General features: G+C 37.8%; 18 protein-coding genes. All 18 read left to right on the forward strand.

Annotated elements, in window-relative coordinates:
• The first annotated feature begins 3 nt into the window (after positions 1-3).
• The 18 genes from ABS768_RS01505 (at position 4) to kdpA (ending at position 20,380) form a co-directional block, all read left to right on the forward strand.
• Complete coding sequence (locus tag ABS768_RS01505) at positions 4-666, forward strand: YoaK family protein (protein ID WP_408073165.1); 663 nt, start codon at positions 4-6, stop codon at positions 664-666.
• A 13-nt stretch (positions 667-679) separates the two neighbouring features.
• Positions 680-2,899, forward strand: coding sequence for a tetratricopeptide repeat-containing sensor histidine kinase (locus ABS768_RS01510; RefSeq protein ID WP_408073167.1), 2,220 nt, complete (start codon positions 680-682; stop codon positions 2,897-2,899).
• An 8-nt stretch (positions 2,900-2,907) separates the two neighbouring features.
• Positions 2,908-4,278: a sigma-54-dependent transcriptional regulator gene (locus ABS768_RS01515; protein WP_408073169.1), complete on the forward strand. Its 1,371-nt coding sequence runs from the start codon at positions 2,908-2,910 to the stop codon at positions 4,276-4,278.
• 19 nt (positions 4,279-4,297) lie between these two features.
• Positions 4,298-4,597 carry a GNAT family N-acetyltransferase gene (locus tag ABS768_RS01520; RefSeq protein ID WP_408073171.1) on the forward strand — a complete coding sequence of 100 codons (300 nt, stop codon included), beginning with the start codon at positions 4,298-4,300 and terminating at the stop codon, positions 4,595-4,597.
• 52 nt (positions 4,598-4,649) lie between these two features.
• On the forward strand, positions 4,650-6,209 hold the full coding sequence (locus ABS768_RS01525; protein WP_408073173.1) for a sigma-54 interaction domain-containing protein: 1,560 nt from the start codon (positions 4,650-4,652) through the stop codon (positions 6,207-6,209).
• A gap of 171 nt (positions 6,210-6,380) precedes the next feature.
• Positions 6,381-7,376 (forward strand): alpha/beta hydrolase, encoded by a 996-nt coding sequence (locus ABS768_RS01530; protein WP_408073174.1) that lies wholly within the window; start codon positions 6,381-6,383, stop codon positions 7,374-7,376.
• A 21-nt stretch (positions 7,377-7,397) separates the two neighbouring features.
• Positions 7,398-8,321, forward strand: a complete 924-nt coding sequence (locus ABS768_RS01535) for an alpha/beta fold hydrolase (RefSeq protein ID WP_408073176.1) — start codon at positions 7,398-7,400, stop codon at positions 8,319-8,321.
• 56 nt (positions 8,322-8,377) lie between these two features.
• The gene (locus tag ABS768_RS01540) at positions 8,378-8,692 is read left to right on the forward strand and encodes a phosphoribosylpyrophosphate synthetase (RefSeq protein WP_408073177.1); all 315 of its coding nucleotides are present in this window, start codon (positions 8,378-8,380) and stop codon (positions 8,690-8,692) included.
• Positions 8,693-8,728: 36 nt separating this feature from the next.
• Positions 8,729-9,898 carry an MFS transporter gene (locus tag ABS768_RS01545; protein ID WP_408073179.1) on the forward strand — a complete coding sequence of 390 codons (1,170 nt, stop codon included), beginning with the start codon at positions 8,729-8,731 and terminating at the stop codon, positions 9,896-9,898.
• Positions 9,899-10,434: 536 nt separating this feature from the next.
• Complete coding sequence (locus tag ABS768_RS01550) at positions 10,435-11,124, forward strand: hydrolase (protein WP_408073180.1); 690 nt, start codon at positions 10,435-10,437, stop codon at positions 11,122-11,124.
• Between the two features lie 109 nt (positions 11,125-11,233).
• The gene (locus tag ABS768_RS01555; protein WP_408073181.1) at positions 11,234-13,033 is read left to right on the forward strand and encodes an amidohydrolase; all 1,800 of its coding nucleotides are present in this window, start codon (positions 11,234-11,236) and stop codon (positions 13,031-13,033) included.
• Positions 13,034-13,035: 2 nt separating this feature from the next.
• On the forward strand, positions 13,036-13,461 hold the full coding sequence (locus tag ABS768_RS01560) for a DoxX family protein (protein WP_408073182.1): 426 nt from the start codon (positions 13,036-13,038) through the stop codon (positions 13,459-13,461).
• A gap of 11 nt (positions 13,462-13,472) precedes the next feature.
• A complete protein-coding gene (locus ABS768_RS01565; RefSeq protein WP_408073183.1) occupies positions 13,473-14,828 on the forward strand; it encodes an alginate export family protein in 1,356 nt (451 codons plus the stop codon).
• A 35-nt stretch (positions 14,829-14,863) separates the two neighbouring features.
• Positions 14,864-15,940: an alpha/beta hydrolase gene (locus ABS768_RS01570; RefSeq protein ID WP_408073184.1), complete on the forward strand. Its 1,077-nt coding sequence runs from the start codon at positions 14,864-14,866 to the stop codon at positions 15,938-15,940.
• Between the two features lie 807 nt (positions 15,941-16,747).
• On the forward strand, positions 16,748-18,100 hold the full coding sequence (locus ABS768_RS01575) for a sigma-54-dependent transcriptional regulator (RefSeq protein WP_408073185.1): 1,353 nt from the start codon (positions 16,748-16,750) through the stop codon (positions 18,098-18,100).
• 164 nt (positions 18,101-18,264) lie between these two features.
• A complete protein-coding gene (locus ABS768_RS01580) occupies positions 18,265-18,600 on the forward strand; it encodes a DUF7674 family protein (RefSeq protein ID WP_408073186.1) in 336 nt (111 codons plus the stop codon).
• A 1-nt stretch (position 18,601) separates the two neighbouring features.
• Positions 18,602-18,679 (forward strand): potassium-transporting ATPase subunit F, encoded by a 78-nt coding sequence (locus ABS768_RS01585; protein WP_408073297.1) that lies wholly within the window; start codon positions 18,602-18,604, stop codon positions 18,677-18,679.
• 3 nt (positions 18,680-18,682) lie between these two features.
• Positions 18,683-20,380 (forward strand): potassium-transporting ATPase subunit KdpA, encoded by a 1,698-nt coding sequence (gene kdpA, locus ABS768_RS01590; protein ID WP_408073187.1) that lies wholly within the window; start codon positions 18,683-18,685, stop codon positions 20,378-20,380.
• Positions 20,381-20,382: the final 2 nt, after the last annotated feature.

Consider the following 20,382-nt stretch of genomic DNA (forward strand, 5'->3'; position numbering starts at 1 on the left):
GCCATGAGACTCCACAGTATACACTATGCTACACTGTTACTATCGCTAGTTGCAGGCTATTGCGACACTGTTACCTTTGTAGCCGGTGATGATATATTCTCAGCCCATGTAACGGGTAACTTTATTGTTTTTGCCTATCAGGTTATTAAAGGAGGTGATATACAGGCATGGATAAAATTAATTACCTTTCCTGTTTTTATTATTGCAATTATGTGTGGCGGATGGTTGTCTAAAAAATCGGCAGAAAAAGAACGGCTAATTTTAACCGAGGCGCTACTTTTACTTACTGTTGGTATACTGGCTTATTTTTACCCTGAAAGTAACAATAAGGGAATAATGTACCTTTATGTAATGATTGTTGTTTTTGCTCTTGGATTACAAAATGCATTTGGTAAACTGTTTAGTAAAGCTACTTATGGTCCTACAACGGTTATGACAGGTAATGTTACCCAGGCATCATTGGATATACGTAATTTGCTAATACATAAAACTATTGATCAGGTTAGCCTTATCAGTCTGAAAAAACAGGCTATAGCAATAACAGGATTTCTTACAGGCTGTGTATTAGGTGCTTTATGCGGAAAGGAATTTGGTCTTAAAGCTATACTTGCAGCAGCAGGGGCTCTGCTATTATGTTACTTTACCGAAAGGAGGAGCAATAAATAATTTAAACTTGAAAATGGTATATAAAATAGTACTTATACTCGCTTTATTGTTTCCGCTCAAATCAGTTTGCCAGCAAACAGATGATGAGGAAATGCGTGTACTTATAAAAAATCTGCATTATGGTGAAGATAATGAAGAGAAGGCTCATAATTTACTGAAGGCAGTAAAGTATTACCTAAGCAAAGAAAACACTACCCTATCAGACATAGACAGCGCTGCTTTACTTAATCTCAAAGCTATGCATATTAGCAAGGAACTAGACCTAAAAAACAGTATAGCCCAAAGTATTTTATTCGATGGTGAAATCACAATTACAAAAGGAGATACCGTTAAAGGAAACGAATTAAAAAACAAAGCACTTAATTTTACTAAAAAACACAATCTCAATAAAGAAGCCGGAAACATTTATGCCTCTCTTGGCTATTTTGCTGCAAATACTGGCGACCCTAATAAAATTAAACATTTTATCAATGCTGCATCATCATACAAACAGGCAGGCGATTTTCACAATGAGACAGAAATGTATTGTGAATTATCTATTCTGTTTAATAGTATGGATAAACCGGCAACATCTATAAAATATGCCCTACAGTCCATTGAAATCAAAAAGAAACTAAAGGACAATAATCTTTATCAGGAATATACAATACTTGGTATGGACTATAGGGTTCAGGGGAATTATGAAGAAGCGTTATCTTATGCTCTTAAGGCCGAAAAAACCATGGATAATATGGAGATTAACGGTTTGTGGGTAAGTCTTTTATATGACCTTTTAGGGACTATATATTCTGAACTTAATTTTTATGACAAATCGGTTGAATACTATAAAAAAGCTATAGCCGTATCAAAAGAGAGTAATGATACCGAAGGGGTAACTGCCATAACAATAAATACTGCCCGAAGCCTGTACTATAGAGGTAAGATAACAGAGGCACTGGAAATACTGGACAGTGGTTTTAAATTTTACCACAGTAATGATTGCGACGTGGAATATTCATCATTATACATACTGATCTACTGCAGGTTAAAACAGTACTATAAGGCCAAACCATACTATGAACAATTGCTGAAATGCAGTACTACCGTAGGCAATAGAGATCATATTGAACAGGAAAAAATGTATTATGCCATAATCAGGTACCTCACTAAAACCGGACAGGCAAAGAAAACTTATGTATACATTGACAAGCTGAGAGAACTGGCCACAATAAACAACGATCTTTTTAACCTCTCTCAATTAGAGCGGACCCACTTTGAGTCAGATTCTGCCACGGGCAATTATCTGGGAGCCATACAGCATCTTAAAAATTATAAAACTCTTAATGACTCCCTTTTCAATATCAACAATTCCAAGCAATTTGCTGATTTGCAGTTAAAATATGAAACAGAGAAAAAAGATAAAAACATTAAACTATTAACACAAAAGAGCCAGCTGCAACAAACCAAACTTCAAAAGGAATTGATCATTCGTTATATTTTTATTGCGAGTTTGGTTACTTCTTTCATAATTCTTGGGCTAGTGTACAGCAGGTACTGTATTAAACGAAAAAGTAATGCTGTGCTGGAAGCCAAACAGGAAGAAATAAACCGCCAGAACAAAAAGCTTCGTAACCTGGTTGAGGAAAAAGAATGGCTGCTAAAGGAAATCCACCACAGGGTTAAAAACAACCTGCAAATTGTTATCAGTCTGCTAAATACACAATCGGCCTATCTTGAAAATAAAGACGCGCTGCTGGCAATACAAAACAGTCAGCACAGAATGCATGCTATGTCGCTTATCCACCAAAAATTATATCAAACAGATAATCTTTCCAGTATCAATATATCATGGTATATACAGGAACTGGCCAGTTATCTTAAAGACAGTTTTGATGATGAAAACAAAATACGGTTTGAGCTAAACACTCAGTCTGTAGAGCTTGATGTAGCCCAAGCCGTACCCCTTGGTCTTATTCTAAACGAAGCCATCAGTAATGCTATAAAATATGCCTTCCCGCAACAAAAGGGAATTATTAGTATTACCTTTAAAGAAATTCAGGAAAACACTTTCCTGTTACAAATTACCGATAATGGTATTGGGCTACCGGAAGGTTTTGAACCTACAGAACTGGATTCACTTGGTATGAATCTTATGACCGGACTGGCAGAACAGCTTGACGGAACATTTAATATTACTACTAATAACGGTGTAACCATTACAATAACATTTATAAAAAGAGTGGCTGATATTTAAGCCGTATAATGATGAACACGAAGGAAAAAATACTTATTGTTGAAGATGAATTTATAGTTGCCAACGACCTTAAAATGATATTAAAAAAAGGTAACTACAATGTGGTGGGAATAGCCTCTTCTGCCTCACAGGCAAGAACTATGATTGAGGCAAAAAAGCCCGATTGGGTCCTGCTGGATATAATCCTTAAAGGTAATGAAACAGGAATAGACCTTGCCAAAGAACTGGCAGAGGTTAAAATACCGTTCCTTTTCATATCTGCCAATACCAACCAAAGCATACTGGAGGCCGTAAAAAAAACTCAGCCTTATGGCTTTATGGTAAAACCCTTTAGGGAAAAAGATCTATTGGTAATGCTGGATATAGCCCGATACAGGTATAGTATTGAAAATCAGGAAGAACTAAAACCTGAGCAGGCAGAACAGGGAACTCCGTTTTTTGGAGCGATTGTAGGGAAAACCCCGGCTATAAAGGAAGTACTTAATAAAGTAAGCATTGTTGCCCCTACAGATACCTCAGTACTTATAACCGGAGAAAGCGGTACCGGAAAAGAACGTATTGCCCATGCCATACATAACAACTCCTGCAGAAAAGACAAACCGTTAGTTGTGGTTAACTGTGCTGCTTTACCTTTATCACTGGTAGAGTCAGAACTTTTCGGGCATGAAAAAGGAGCCTTTACAGGAGCCAACACTATGCGTACCGGCAAGTTTGAACAGGCAAATGGCGGAACGTTATTTCTTGATGAAATTGGTGAACTTCCGCTTGATGCTCAGGTAAAACTATTACGCGTACTACAGGAAAAGGAAATTGAACGTATTGGCGGAAACCATACCTTTAAAGTGGATGTGCGTATTATAGCTGCAACAAACCGTAACCTTGAAAAAGAGATAGCAGACGGACGATTCAGGCTCGATTTATATTACAGGCTTAATGTTTTTCCTATTGAGCTTCCTCCGTTACGAAACAGAAAAGACGATATGCTGCTACTTGCCAATCATTTTCTTATAAAATTCAACAAGGCAAACAGCAAAGGCATTACAGGATTTAGCAATAAAGCACAGCAACAGTTATTACAATACAACTGGCCGGGTAACATTCGTGAGCTGGAACACCTTATTGAGCGTAGTTCACTATTAGCCACTACCCATGAAATAGACTTTATTGAACTTCCTAAGCAAACCGAAAGCTTTACAGAAACCGCTTCGGGTGAATTACAGTCACTGGAAGATATGGAGCGTAAACATATTATGCAGGCATTACAGGCAAGTAGCGGCAAAGTATTTGGTCCCGGAGGTGCTGCCGAAATGCTCAAAATCCCCCCTACTACACTCTATTCAAAGATGAAAAAGCTTGGCATACAGCAGGAACATTACTAACCTTTAAAACAAAATAATCATGACAGATATTAAACTGGAACTGGACGACAAAAAACACGGAGCCTTTTACCTTCATGAAGGCGGTAAAAAAATGGGCGAAATGGTAATAAGCATCCGTGATAACAAATTAACGGTATATCATACTGAGGTGGACCCTGCGGCTAGTGGTAAAGGTTTTGCCGGATTACTATTAGCAGACATGGTAAAGTATGTAAGAGACAATAACCTTATGGTGGTACCGCTGTGCCCTTATGTACACGGGCAGTTTAAAAGACATCCTGATACTTATCAGGATATATGGTTTAAGGAAAATAAGTAATACAAACTAACCCTGTAATTACTTATTTTTACATAACAAACGGTTTAACACTATGACCCAAAGCCCCGAAAATAACGAGATTCTGAAAAGAATCATGCAACGTGAGCAGGAACAGTTAATTTTGCTGTCAATATGCGAAAGCCTTGCTATGACCGAAAACAGGGCCGAGTTTCATCAGTTAGTAAACAGTGAGCTAAAATCAAAACTGGAATTTGAACATTTCTGTATATTTCTGTATCAGGAAGCTAAAGAAGGATATGTTCTTTTTTACAGCAGTGAAAATTCTAAATTGCTTCAGTTTAAAGATGACGTAATTAAAACCGATTTTTTTGACAGGGTTTTAAATTCTCCTGATCCCGTGTTAATACCAAAACCGGAAATAATTAAAACAGGGTTACAATCTATTGTTGACGAAAGTTATAAAAGCACTATCAAAAAAACATTGTTTTGCAATGTCCCTTCAAAAAGATTTCAGGCTGTTCTATGCCTGGGTTACAGTAAAGACGGTAAACCTGAAAGAGAAAATTTAAGGCTTATAAAGCAACTTTGCAGTCAGCTTAATATAACCCTGACCAATATTCTTTTGCTGGAAAAATATATTCCGCTTCATGGTCAAAGCAATCAGGTCACACAAGATGAAAAAATCCACATCCCGGCTCATAATATGGGCATTGTGGGCAGTAGTGAACCCATACAGCAGGTACGTAACCTTATAAGCATGGTTAGCGAAAGTGATACCGGAGTTATAATACTGGGCGAAAGCGGTACAGGTAAAGAACTCGTGGCAAAGGCCATACACGAAAATTCGGGTAGAAGAAATAAAAAACTTATCAAAATAAACTGTGCTGCTATCCCCGAAAATTTATTGGAAAGTGAGCTGTTTGGTCATGAGAAAGGCAGTTTTACCGGTGCTGTTTCCCAAAAAAAAGGAAAATTTGAATTGGCCCATAACGGTACACTTTTTCTTGATGAGATTGGGGAACTACCTTTAGAACTACAGGTAAAACTATTAAGGGCATTACAGGAAAAAGAAATTGAACGTATAGGCGGGCATAAAACCATAGCAGTAAATGTACGTATAATTGCTGCTACAAACAGGGATTTACAACAAGAAATCACTAAAGGAAATTTTAGAGCCGACCTTTATTACAGACTTAATATTTTCCCTATTTATATTCCCTCCCTAAAAGAGCGCATTGAAGATGTAAAAGGCTTAGCACAGTTTTTTGTACAGCGCTTTTGTGTAAAAAACAAACAAAAGATAAAAACCATATCGGCAAAAGCAATGCGAACCCTTGAAATGCATAGCTGGCCGGGTAATGTTCGCGAACTGGAACATGCCATAGAGCGAGCCGTACTTTTATCTCACGAAAAAACAATTAAGGAAATAGCGGTATCATCTTATAATGATAAAACATATACTACTGCCGATAATACTGTTATAAAATCATGGCGTGAGTTTGAAAAAGACTATCTGCTTAGTGTGCTTAAATTTTGTAACGGGCGTATATCAGGCGATAATGGCGCTGCTGCCCTGCTCGACCTTCCTCCTACTACCTTAAAATCAAGAATGGAAAGGCTGGGAATCAAAAAAAGGCATTATCTCTCTTAAATAAACAATTCGTTTTCAACATTATAGTTACTAACCCCTTAGGTAATTTCACGAAATATCGTAAAGGGTAAATTATTAAAAAAACGTAAACAACTACAAAGCAACACATTACCTAAAGAGGAATATTGTTTGAAAAACATAATATATCATTTAACTTAAAAATCATATATTATGAAAAGTGAACTTACAACTGAAAAAGAAATTCCTGCTTTCTCTAAGGATCCTGCTATTTCTACAGCAACAAAAGAATTCCTAAAAGTGCTTAACTCCGGTGGTGTACCGTTAGAAACTCTTTCACCCGAAGAAGCCCGCAAAGTATTGGTAAATGCACAGGCAGGAGTACCTGTAGATTATTCGGGTATTGAAGAATCTGAAAAAACAATTACACAGGATGGTTATACTGTTACCCTAAACATTGTAAAACCTGAAGGTACCTCACAAAAACTACCGGCTTTTGTATTTATACATGGTGGCGGATGGGTATTGGGTGACTACCCTACCCATAAAAGAATGGTAAGGGACCTTGTGGTACTTAGCGGGGCAGCAGGTGTTTTTGTAAATTATACTCCATCTCCCGAAGCACAATACCCGCAGGCTACAGAAGAAATTTATGCAGTTGTTAAATGGGTAGCCGAAAACGGTAACGAAATCAACGTAGACGGTTCTAAACTAGCTGTCGTTGGTAACAGCGTTGGCGGGAACATGACTGCTGTAACAGCAATAAGAGCAATCCAGAATAACGGACCAAAACTTACCAACCTTGTTATGTTTTGGCCTATTGTAGCGGCTGATTTTGAAACCTCAACTTATCAAAGATTCGGTGAAAACCGTTTCCTTACCACTCCGTTAATGAAATGGATGTATGACCAATACACCAAAGATCTTAATCAAAGGGAAGAAGTCTATGCTTCTCCGCTTAACGCCTCCGAAGACATCCTTAAACACTTCCCTCCTACCTTTATCCCTGTAGCAGAAGCAGATGTTTTAAGAGAAGAAGGCGAAGCTTTTGGCCGTAAACTGGACCAGGCAGGTGTAGAGGTAGCTACCATTCGTTATAACGGAATGATACACGATTTCGGTTTACTGAATGCCCTTGCAGATATACCTCAAACCAAAGCGCTTTTCAGACAGGCTGCTGCCGAACTTAAAAAGTATCTTTTTGTATAATTATAAATACCAAACCTACTTATGAAATCAAAAAGACATTTAAATACAATGATTATGGGAATATTTGTTGTAGTAACCTCCTGTAGTGATGTCCCTGAAAAAAAGGAAGTAATAAACGATATTACAGTAAAAGCGAGAGAAGAATTTATTGAAGTTGAGCCTAATGTAAAGCTTCATGTAACCGATCTGGGCGAAGGAAATCCTGTGGTTTTGATACACGGTTATCCGTTAAGCGACGCCATGTGGGAATATCAGTATCATCCGCTGGTAAAAGCCGGATACAGGGTAATCGGGATAACGCTCAGAGGTTTTGGCGAATCATCGAAACCATATGGTAAATACGATTATGATCAGTTTGCCGATGATATAAAAGCCGTACTGGATCATCTTAATATAGAAAATGCTGTTTTGGGAGGACACTCTATGGGTGGCGCCATAGCACTCCATTACACAGCAAAATATAATGGTGCACACTTAAGCAAACTAGCATTAATATCAGCTGCTGCTCCATGCCATACCAAAAGACCCGACTGGTCTTATCCGTTTTTTACCAAAGAGGATATTACCCAATGGGTCAACCTTAACAATAATGACAGGCCTGCCCTACTTGCCGCCATCGGTGAACGTTTCGCGTCGAGTCCTGTATCTCCGGGGATTGTAAACTGGTTAGGCACTATTGAGATGCAATCGTCGCCTTATGCTATGGAACAGGCTCTTATAGCCCTGCGAGATGAAGATTTACGTGACGACCTGCCAAAAATAAGTATACCTACCCTTATTGTACATGCCTTAAAAGACCAGGTTGTAGCTTACGAACTTGCAGAGCAGATGAATAAAAGGATAGCCAATTCAAAACTGGTAACTTTTGAAAATAGTGGGCATGCCATTTTCTTTGAAGAAAAGGATAAGTTTAATGAAGAATTGACTAATTTCATCGCAAAATAATCCACATAATTTTTAATGCCCGCAGTATTACTGTTGCGGGCTTCTTTTTTTATATCATGAATACATCACAACCATCTTTTGATACAGTAACCGAAGCCCTTACATGGCTTAATACACAGGGATTTAATTATAATTTTAATCTCGACGAAAACTGCATACGCTTTAATAACAACAGTCAGTCTATGTCTCCTGAAGAGTTTACCATTGAGTATGTTTTCCGCTTTGAAGGTGAAACCGATCCGGGTGATGAAGACATCATTTATGGCATATCATCCGGTAAACACGGTATTAAGGGGGTGCTTACCAGCGCCTTTGGTATCTATGCCGACTCCCTTTCAACCGAGATGATTAAAAAACTGTCTGTACACTAATATCATTTTTAACTTCTTATTGCATCCTTTTTAGCTATGAGTACCTCAAAACAACTGTCAACTGTTCAAATACTTATAATGGCTATTACAGCCGGAGTATGTGTTGCTAATATTTATTATTGCCAGCCTATACTTAACGAAATTGCCAAATCCCTTAACCTCAATGGGGATGATGTGGGGATTATCGCTCCGTTATCACAGGCAGGTTATGGTATTGGCTTACTTTTTCTTACCCCACTGGGTGATAAGGTAGACCGTAAAAAACTTATACTCTACCTACAGCTTTTACTTATAGCATCGTTAATAGGCATGTCTCTGTCTATGGGGCTTTTAAGCCTGTATGCTGCCAGTTTGGCCTTAGGATTATTTGCTGTAACGGCACAGGTTATATTACCTATGGCCGCCAGTTTAGTTACCGAAAATCGCGGTAAAGTAGTAGGCGTTATATTTACAGGTATATTGATAGGTATATTAACCGCCAGGGTATTTAGCGGTTTTATTACCGAATGGTTTAGCTGGAAATATGTTTACTTTATTTCTGCCGGAATGGTAGGTATAACTACAATATTAATGCAAACCGATTTCCCTTCTGTTGAAGATCGTTTTGAAGGTTCATACCTTAAGCTACTCTCATCGGTTATACATCAGTTAAAACGTTTCCATACCTTAAGGATGGTTGCACTTTTAGGTGCATTGGTATTTGGTACTTTAAGTTCGTTTTGGGTAACACTCACTTTTTATCTAAGTGGTGAACCTTTTAACTATCCGGCTGATATAATAGGTTTGTTCGGACTTCTGGCTGCTGGTGGTGCATTAATGGCTCCGCTAGTAGGGAAAATATCTGATAAAAGCGAAAGCCCGAGAAAAGTGTATATTTTCTCATTGGTACTTATCATGCTGAGTATTGTATTACTGTTTATTTTCCCGCAATCAAATATAGCACTTATACTAACGGTACTTTTAATTGATGTGGGGGTTCAGGCGATACAAACTACAAACATAGCCCTTATCTATACCTTAGACACACAAGCCAACAGTAGGATAAATACAGTTTATATGACCTCATTTTTCATAGGAGGTTCCGTTGGGGCTTTTGCCGGTATCCTTGCATGGAAGCATGGAGGGTGGAATATGGTTTTACTGCAAATGGCTGTTTTTATAGCAATAGCATTTTTTGTCTCTCTAAGAATTTCGAAAAATAAATAGCATAATTAATTCTACTTTAATAAAAAAAGCGCTGTTAAGCGCTTTTTTTATGCTCAATTAAGTTTAAAAACTAATAACCAACTCTTTAGCGGCAGTAATTATTAGTTCGTATAGTATGATTTACTACTTTATTTCGTAGTAAACAGTCTCCAAACCACTATATATCGTCATTTTAAAAACCATAAAAAAACATAAACAACTAAAAAACAGACACTTATCCAAAATGGCTTCTGATTTGTTTTATAGTTATCAGGAATAAGATAAACAGATTAAAATTTTTCTTGTCACAGTTCAATGTACAATGGTTTTTATAATACCAAATTTGTAATGTACAGTAACAGAATTAGTTCTGTGTAATAAAACAATTAAACCACCTTAAGTCATGAAAACAGAAATTTACATCAAAACAGGTTTCAAAACCTAGCTCTTCCACACCTTATTAAAATCAAAACATTAACCGGTATGCACATACCCGGACAGGGATTGCTATACCAAAAATAAACATTTAATTATCAACAATTTTAAACACTTTAACCATGAAAAACCTAGTTTTAACAGCAGTTGTATTACTTACATCTCTAACTGCATTTGCACAAAAGCCAAGCCCGGCATTATTAAGCCCTTCAAACCACACTTTAGTATTAATTGATCATGAAAGCCAAATGGCTTTTGCTACACAAAGTATAGCTATAGATCAGCTTCGTAACAATACCGCCCTGGTAGCCGGAGCATCTAAAATTTTTAGTGTATCTACTGTAGTGACCACTGTTGCGGAAAAATCGTTTAGCGGACCTGTTTTCCGCGAGATAGAAGAGTTTTACCCACAGGCAACATCTAACTATATAGATCGTACTACCATGAATACATGGGAAGATGTAAATGCCTATAAAGCCATTACCGGAAAAGGAAAGAAAAGACTTGTTCTTGCCGGACTATGGACAGGCGTATGTATTGTAGGACCAGCTCTTTCGGCAATTAATGACGGATATGAGGTATATGTAATTACCGATGCCTGTGGAGATGTATCTAAAGAAGCTCATGATATGGCTATACAACGAATGATAGCTGCAGGTGTTAAACCAATGACTTCATTACAGTACTTATTAGAACTACAACGTGACTGGGCTCGCCAGGAAACCTACAAAGCAGTAACTGATTTGGTTAAAAAATACGGTGGTGCTTATGGCGTAGGTGTACAATATGCTCATGAAATGCTTAAACACTAATTCATAACACCATTATGTAAAAAGGCTGTGCATAAAATAAATATACACTTCACAATTGCACATGGCACAGCCTTTTTCTTTCAGTATTAATCAACTAAAAAATAATATTATGAAACTACATATTACACTCCTCGCTCTGTTATTCTGTGTAATATCGGTTAAAGCACAAACTCCCGATCTTATTGTGTTTAATGCCAAAGTACACACGCTGGACAACAGTAATAACATTAACGAAGCTATAGCTGTAGCAAACGGAAAAATTATTAAAACAGGAACAGATAAACAGGTTTTAAAACTAAAAGGCAAAAAAACTCAGGTTATTGATGCAAAAGGCAAAACTATAATACCAGGACTTTTTGACTCGCATATGCATATTATTCGTGGCGGTAGGTTTTATAATACCGAACTCCGTTGGGATGGTGTGCGCTCCCTAAAACGTGCGCTTACCATGTTAAAGGAACAGGCACAAAGAACTCCAAACGGACAATGGGTTCGTGTAGTGGGCGGATGGAATGCTTATCAGTTTGAAGAAAAAAGGCTGCCTACACTTCAGGAAATTAATGATGCTACGGGTAATGTACCTACCTTCATACTACACCTATACGGACATGCCTATTTAAATAAAGCGGGATTAAAAGCACTTAACATTACAGCAGACACCCCAAATCCTTTTGGCGGACTTATACAAAAAGACATGTACGGTAACCCTACCGGATTACTGGTTGCAGAACCTAATGCTTTTATATTATACTCTACCCTGTCAAAACTACCTGAACTGACTGAAGAAGAAAAAGTAAACTCCACTAAACTGTTCATGACAGAAATGAATCGACTTGGTGTTACGGCTATTATGGATGCCGGTGGAGGGTTTCAAAACTACCCTGATGATTATGGTATTACCACAAAACTTTGCGAAAGCAATGAACTAACCATAAGGATGCCTTACTATCTGTTTGCTCAAAAAGCAGGAAGCGAGTTAAGTGATTATACCCGTTGGATAAGCTCGGTAGAAATTGGGCAGGGATGTGATGTACCTAACGATGCCGTAAAACGCTTTGGTAAAATGCCTCAAATAGAATATCACGTTCAGGGAGGGGGTGAAAACCTTGTAATGAGTGCAGGTGATTTTGAAAATTTTGACGAACCAAGACCTGATTTAAATCCTGCTATGGAAGGTCAGTTAAAAGCGGTGCTTTCCCTGCTTATTAAGAACAGATGGCCTTTTAGGTTACATGCTACCTATAACGAGAGTATTTCCCGATTCCTTAACGTTATTGAGGAAATTAATGAAGAAACTCCTCTTGACGGATTACTTTGGTTTTTTGACCATGCCGAAACCATATCTGACAAAAACCTGCAAAGGGTAAAAGCTTTAGGCGGCGGTATTGCCATACAGCACAGAATGGCCTATCAGGGCGAAAACTTTATAAAACGTTATGGTAAAACAGCAGCTGCCGGAACCGTACCTATCAAAAAAATGATGGATATGGGAATAAAAGTCGGAATGGGGACAGATGGCACCCGTGTAGCCAGCTTTAACCCGTGGGTTGGATTGTATTGGCTTACTTCTGGTAAAACACTGGGAGGATTAAAATATATGGCTGAAGAAAACATACTGGATAAAAACGCTGCAATAAAGCTATTTACTCAGGGAAGTGCCGCGCTGGTAAGGCTGGATGCCGACAGGGGTATGCTTAAGGAAAACTATCTGGCCGATTTTATCCTATTATCTGATGATTACTTTACTGCTACAGAGGAACAGATTCTAAACATGCAATCAGTACTAACTATAGTAAACGGTAAAGTAGTATATGGCTCTCAGGAGTTTGAGCATTATGCACCACAAAAAGTAAAAGCAATTCCGCAGTGGAGTCCGGTTAATTATTACGGAGGCTATCAAAATCAGTAACCATGAAAACCTTTTGGCAAAATAATAATCGAAGTTGGGATACTATAAGCCTTGGGCTTTTGTTTTTCAGGGTAGCCGTGTCTATCGAACTCATTTTGGTTCACGGACTTAAAAAACTGGGCGTTGGGGTTAGTACTGCCGAGATAGTACCAAACCCTTTACACCTGCCGGAAGCCCTAAATCAGGTATTTGCCACTACAGCTAATGTTATTCTCCCGTTGTTTGTCATTTTTGGAATACTAACAAGGGTGGCTGTATTACCTATATTGGCTGTTACCCTAACAGGCTACTTTGTGGTACATGGTGGCTCTCCTCTACCGGAAAGAGATATCCCGTTTATGTACAGCATATCCTTTTTACTGTTACTTATTACAGGCCCCGGAAAATACTCAATAGACTCTCTGTTATTCAAAAAAACTTCGGTATAAACTTTTCCCTTATGAGAATCCGCCTTATCATATTATTTCTGTTTGTACTAACGGGCATCCATGCACAAACCCCTCCCCGCTTTAGTTTCCTGAGGTATAATGATGACCTTAGTTATCTGGCAACCGAAAAGCATGAAGGCCTTTATTACAAAGTGAAATATATCCCTATAGGTAAAAACAACGATAACTACTTGTCAACAGGGGGTGAAATAAGGTATCAGTACATCAATACTATTAATGAAAAATGGGGAGACGATTCAAACGGAAGTGATGGCTACTTCATGTCAAGATACTTAGCTCATGTTCATTTACATACTAAATATATAAGGTTATTTTTTCAGTTACAAAGCAGCTTTGCATACAGTAAGGCAGATGTTAGCCCGGTAGATGAAAATCCTTTGGATGTACATCAGTTTTTTGCTGATGTGGTATTTACAAAGCATTTGTTTTTAAGGGCAGGGCGTCAGGAAATATTGTTTGGTTCAAGAAGGCTTGTAGGTGTACGTGAAGGACCTAACAGCAGGCTTGCTTTTGATGGCGGATCGATAATTTTTAAATCCGAAAACAATAGCAATCAGTTATTTTATGTTCATCCGGTAGCCAACAGGCCTCAAGTTTTTGACGATAACTTTAACCGTAATGCAAAGCTGTGGGGTAACTACACAGTAGTAAACAATGTTCCCTTAATCCAAAATATTGACCTGTATTATTTAGGGTTATATAAAAGTAATGCCTCTTTTGACGATGCTTCAGGTAAGGAAATACGCCATTCGGTAGGTACCCGCATCTGGAAAAACAAAGGTGATCTTACATACAATTTTGAAACCGTATATCAGTTTGGAAAAATGGCAGGTAAAACAATCAGTGCCTGGACAGTATCTTCTCAAACTAATTACCAATTTACCAATATAAAATTTAGCCCTACTGTTGGGTTAAAAACCGAAATTATATCGGGCGACAGGCAGGCTAATGATAACAGGCTTGAAACTTTTAATCCATTATATCCACGGGGAGCCTACTTTGGGTTAGTGGCATTAATAGGTCCTTCTAACCTTTTTGATATTCATCCCTCACTGGACTTTAATTTAAGTAACAGGGTTTCAGCAGGGATAGATTACGACTTTTTTTGGAGATGGAGTATAAACGATGGTATTTATGCCCCAAATGTACAACTTGTATATAGTGGACAAAATCTCGATGAAAAGTTTATAGGAACCCAACTGGCTGCCAATCTGAATTTTGATGTCAATTCTTTTTTATCCCTAACAGCTGAGGCTGCATGGTTTAATGCAGGACCTTTTTTAAAAGAAGCCGGTACAGGAAAAGATTATTACTACAGTGCAGTAACCGCACAATTTAAATTTTAAACAGAACCATTTATTAATATAAAACCATAACGATTATGAAAACAATTTTAAACTATGCGGTAGCCGGAATCCTGTTTCCGTTATTACTAATTTCCTGTGGAGAGGAAAACGGAGTATCTATAAGTACCGAGGTAAGTAAAAGCGGTATAGCCGATTATAAAACAGACGAAAGACTGGATACAGGTACAAAAAAATTCCTTACAGCTCTAAACTCCGGTGATGGCGCACCATTAGAGTCTCTTTCTAAAGAAGACGCACGTGCTGTACTTGTAAACGCACAGGCATCAATAGAGGTAGATATGTCGGGCATTGAGGAATCTGAAAAAACCATCACTGTAGACGGTCATGAAATAAAGCTGAATATTGTACGCCCTGAAGGTGTTACAGGTAAGCTACCCGTTTTTATTTATGTACATGGTGGCGGATGGATTTTAGGCGACTACCCTACCCATAAACGTATGGTTAGGGATTTAGTGGTACTTAGTGGTGCTGCGGCAATATTTGTAAATTATACTCCGTCTCCTGAAGCTCATTATCCTGTAGCTCTAAACGAAATTTATGCCGCAACAAAATGGGTAGCCGAAAACGGAGATGAAATCAATGTAGACGGTACTAAACTTGCAATAGTAGGTAACAGTGTGGGCGGTAATATGAGTGCTGCAACATCATTATTAGCTAAAGAAAAAGGTGGTCCTGAAATTAAGGTACAGATATTGCTTTGGCCTGTTGCCGATGCTACTTTCAGTGAAAAATCATATGAAGAATTTGGTGAAGATCGTTTTCTTACCACATCAGTTATGAAATGGATGTACGACCAGTACACTACCGATTTGGAACAACGTAAAGACTACCACATATCCTTAATCAATGCTACTAAAGAGCAGTTACAGGGACTACCTCCTACTTTTATTCATGTGGCAGAAAATGATATTCTTCGTGATGAAGGAGAGCTTTTCGGGCGTAAACTGGATGAAGCCGGAGTACCTGTTGCTACTATGAGATACAATGGTATGATTCACGATTTCGGACTATTAAACGCTTTGGCAGAACTGCCTGCTACACGCTCTATGTTTGAAAACAGTGCAACCGAACTTAAAAAATACTTAAAGTAACTTTCTCTATATATCAGTTTTAATGTAAAAGAGGGATGTGGTTTCTCGCCTTCTTTTACATTTTTCAAAATTTGATGTTTCATATAGAAATGTTTATAAACCTTTTATGTAATTAGTTGAATTTATAAAAGGTAAAAGTGAAGTGAAAGTTAATTTATTATTCTATCATCTTATATACATCCAAAAATTAGCAAATTCGCCCTTTTCAATCCAAAATATTTTACATTTGCAGTATAACCAGCACCCCTTCGCTGGTATGTCTTTGAAAGTCAAACAAATGGTTTGTTTGTGATGTTTGTCGATATTTGGATAAAAGCTGTATCCCTATTGTACCTCAAAAGTCCGAAATTCAGCAATGGTAAGGCTTGCTAACTTCTTCATCGGTAAATAAGAGGCGCAAAATATAGCAAAACAACATTCAGATTACTTCACAGTTAAAGAAATGTGCAGGATTTATGCATTAGTAAAAGTGGTTATTAGAAATGACTGGTGAGAACCCCGTCAAAAAGAAATTCAGGATAACAACCAATTCCCCCCATAAATACCCAGCCGTTGAAAATAAACTTCAACGAAATTTTAATCGCTATAAGGAAAATGCAGTTTGGGTATCGGACATAACTTATATATGATCTGGAAAAAGATGGTTATATTGCCATAAGGAGGCACATTTATTTAGATAATTTAAATATGAAAGAGTATCACAAGCATACTTATAAATAATGTAAAAAATATTCTTCCTGTACTACATTAAAATTTAATTTTGTTCTTATCTCTAAGATAGAGGTAAAATTTATATACCTATCCTCAATGAACAAAATCCTTATTGTAGACGACGAAGAAAAGCTTAGATCACTTATGGCACGTATCATAAGTCTTGAAGGCTTTGAGGTAGTTGAAGCTTCAGATTGTAAATCAGGGGTGAAAAAGGCAGAACAAAATGATTTTGATGTGATTTTATGCGATGTTAAGCTGCCTGATGGCAACGGAGTCGAATTAACGTCAATACTCAAAGAAAAATATCCCGCGACAGAAATCATACTACTTACCGCTTATGGTAATATACCCGATGGTGTGCAGGCAATTAAAAATGGGGCATTTGATTATATTGTAAAAGGCGATGACAATAATAAAATTATTCCTCTAATTCATAAAGCAATAGACAAAGGCAAGCTCACCAAGCGCATTATTGATCTTGAAAACCGTGTTGAGCGTAAATATTCCTTTGACAACATCATTGGTGACTCAGTTAAATTAAAAAAAGCGATTGACCTGGCTCAAAAAGTGGCTGCTGTAGATACAACAGTACTGCTTACTGGTGAAACCGGTACCGGTAAAGAGGTTTTTGCCAATGCCATACACCAGTCTGGTAATAGGAAAGATAAAAGTTTTGTTGCTATTAACTGTGCAGCCTTTGGTCATGATCTTTTGGAAAGCGAAATGTTTGGACATAAAGCCGGTGCTTTTACGGGAGCTGTAAAAGATAAAAAAGGGCTTTTTGAAGAAGCAGATAAAGGAACCATATTTCTGGACGAGATAGGTGAAATGCCTTTAGACCTACAGGCCAAATTATTACGTGTAATAGAAAATGGAGAATTTATTAAAGTAGGAGAAAGCAAAATTACCAAAGTAGATGTAAGGATTATTACGGCCACCAATAGGAATTTACTCAAAGAGATTGAAGCCGGACATTTCAGGGAAGATTTATACTACCGATTATCTATCTTTAGCATTAAACTTCCTTCACTTAGGGAGAGGGTTACCGATATCGAATTACTGGCTCATAACTTCCTTAAAAGCTTTAATCTGAAAATAAACAAAAGGATAACAAGGATTTCCAAAGAATTCCTACAACTGCTTAAGCTGCATAACTGGCCGGGTAATATCAGGGAGCTCAAAAACATCATGGAAAGGAGTATAATACTGGAGAACAGTAATACTCTTACACCACAAAGTCTTCCTTATGAATTGCAACAGCTTAAAACCAAGCCACACGAGAACGGAACAAAAACTTTATCTGCATTCTCGCTGGCATCGGCAGAAAAAATACATATACAGAAAGTATTTAATTATACCAACGGTAACAAAACCGAAACAGCACGACTCCTGAATATTGCGCTTACTACACTTTATCGTAAGCTTGAAGAATACAAAATAGAATAAAACCCTAGCGTTTTAAAAGTACAGACCCTATCATTTTGATAGGGTTTTTGTTTTTGCTATTCGCTCAAAAAGAATATAAAAAACTAAAATACAATAACTTATAAATTAAAAAAAATTTCAGGTACAGGTTTTGGCATTAACAGGATAAATAAAATCATCCGATAATGGAAACCAAAATCAGAAAAACAATTTATGAATGGCTCCCCGAGGCCATTGTCAACTTAGACAGGACAACCGCTACTGATTATGAAGTCATACGATCAGTATCAGAGTACTCCCTCTCATTATTACAAAAGGACAATAGGCAAAAAGTAATTGATGTCTTTAAAATCATCAATATGGTGTATCAGGAAGAGCATGCATATACAAAACATTGTATAAAGAATGAGTTCATCTGCAACTTTATAGAGAACTCTCCTGCCCTAAAGCTAAAGGAATATCTATATGATATGCCTTCTCCTCTAAAAGAAGCATTTATAAAAACCCTAATAAAATTATAGCATGACTGCATTATTTATCCTGGCGCTGGCCGTTTTTGCCTACATCGCCTATGTATTAATTAAACCTGAAAAATTTTAAATTATGAACAGTGAAATTATAGGCATAATAGTCACTTACGGGCTGGTTTTATTACTTGCCATTCCTCTGGGCAGGTATATTGGCAAAGTGTTTAATTATGAAAATACCTGGCTCGACAAGATTTTTAATCCTTTAGACAGGCTATTCTTTAAAATCGGAGGAATCGATCCTAATAAAGATATGACCTGGAAACAACATCTTGTGGCTTTACTTACCATTAACTTAGTATGGTTTGTATTATCAATTCTGGTGCTAACTAATATGGCATGGCTGCCTTTAAATCCGGATCAAAATCCATCCATGAGCCTTGATCTGGCCTTTAACACATCTATTAGCTTTGTAACCAACACCAACCTTCAGCACTATTCCGGTGAAACGGCTTTATCCTACTTGGGTCAGCTTACGCTAATGCTGTGGCAATTTATAAGTGCAGCAACGGGTATAGCCATTTGTACAGCGGTGTTTAAAGCAATGAAAGAAAAGACAGCTACCACTTTAGGAAATTTTTACAGCTATTTTGTACGTTCTGCTACCAGAATACTGTTGCCATTAGCAGTAGTTGTTGCTATACTGTTAGTTTTGAACGGTACTCCAATGACTTTTGACGGAAAAGATACCATTACAACCGTTGAAGGCCAACAGCAGGAAATAAGCCGTGGCCCGGTAGCCGCTTTTGTAGCAATTAAACAGTTAGGTACAAACGGAGGCGGATTTTATGGCCCTAACTCCTCTAACCCTATGGAAAATCCTAACTATCTAACGAATATAATCGAAACAGTTTCAATATTCCTGATTCCTATAGCCCTTGTTTTTGCTTTAGGTTATGTACTCAAACGTAAAAAAATGGCCTGGACCATTTACGGAGTAATGACATTAGGTTTTTTATTGTTGCTTATTCCCTCTGTAATCAGTGAGATGAATGGTAACCCTGCTATTAGTGATATGGGGATCTCACAGCAAATGGGCAGTATGGAAGGTAAAGAAGTACGCTTTGGCTCGGCAGCTTCGGCTAACTGGGCAACTTATACTACCTGTACCAGCAACGGATCGGTTAATGCCATGCATGATAGTATGACACCTGTAACCGGTGCAACTACCTTACTGGGTATGATGGTAAACTGCTTTTACGGCGGTGTGGGTGTAGGCTTCCTTAACTTTTACATTTTTATTATACTGGCTGTATTTATAAGCGGGCTTATGGTGGGTCGAACACCAGAGTTTCTTGGTAAAAAGATAGAAGCCCGTGAAATGAAGATTGCCATGATGGTAGCATTGCTGCACCCTTTTTTAATTTTAGCAGGTGCTGCTTTGGCCAGCCATCTGTATGCGGGTAATCCTCAGGAATATGCTGCATGGCTAAATAATCCGGGATATCATGGCTTTAGTGAAATGCTTTATGAGTTCAGCTCTTCCTCTGCTAATAACGGTAGCGGGTTTGAAGGTTTGGGCGACAATACGCCATTCTGGAACTATGCCTGCGGTATTGTAATGCTCTTGGCAAGATACCTGCCAATTATAGGACCTGTTGCCATAGCCGGAATTTTAGCATCCAAAAAATATGTCCCTGAAAGTTCGGGCACACTAAAAACCGACACAGGTACATTTGGGTTTATGGTATTTGCGGTAATATTTATCGTTGCTGCACTATCCTTCTTCCCTGCTCTAACCCTTGGTCCTATATCTGAATACTTTTCAATGTAAAA

It is taken from the genome of Flavobacterium rhizophilum (assembly GCF_046000485.1).
Classification (GTDB): domain Bacteria; phylum Bacteroidota; class Bacteroidia; order Flavobacteriales; family Flavobacteriaceae; genus Flavobacterium; species Flavobacterium rhizophilum.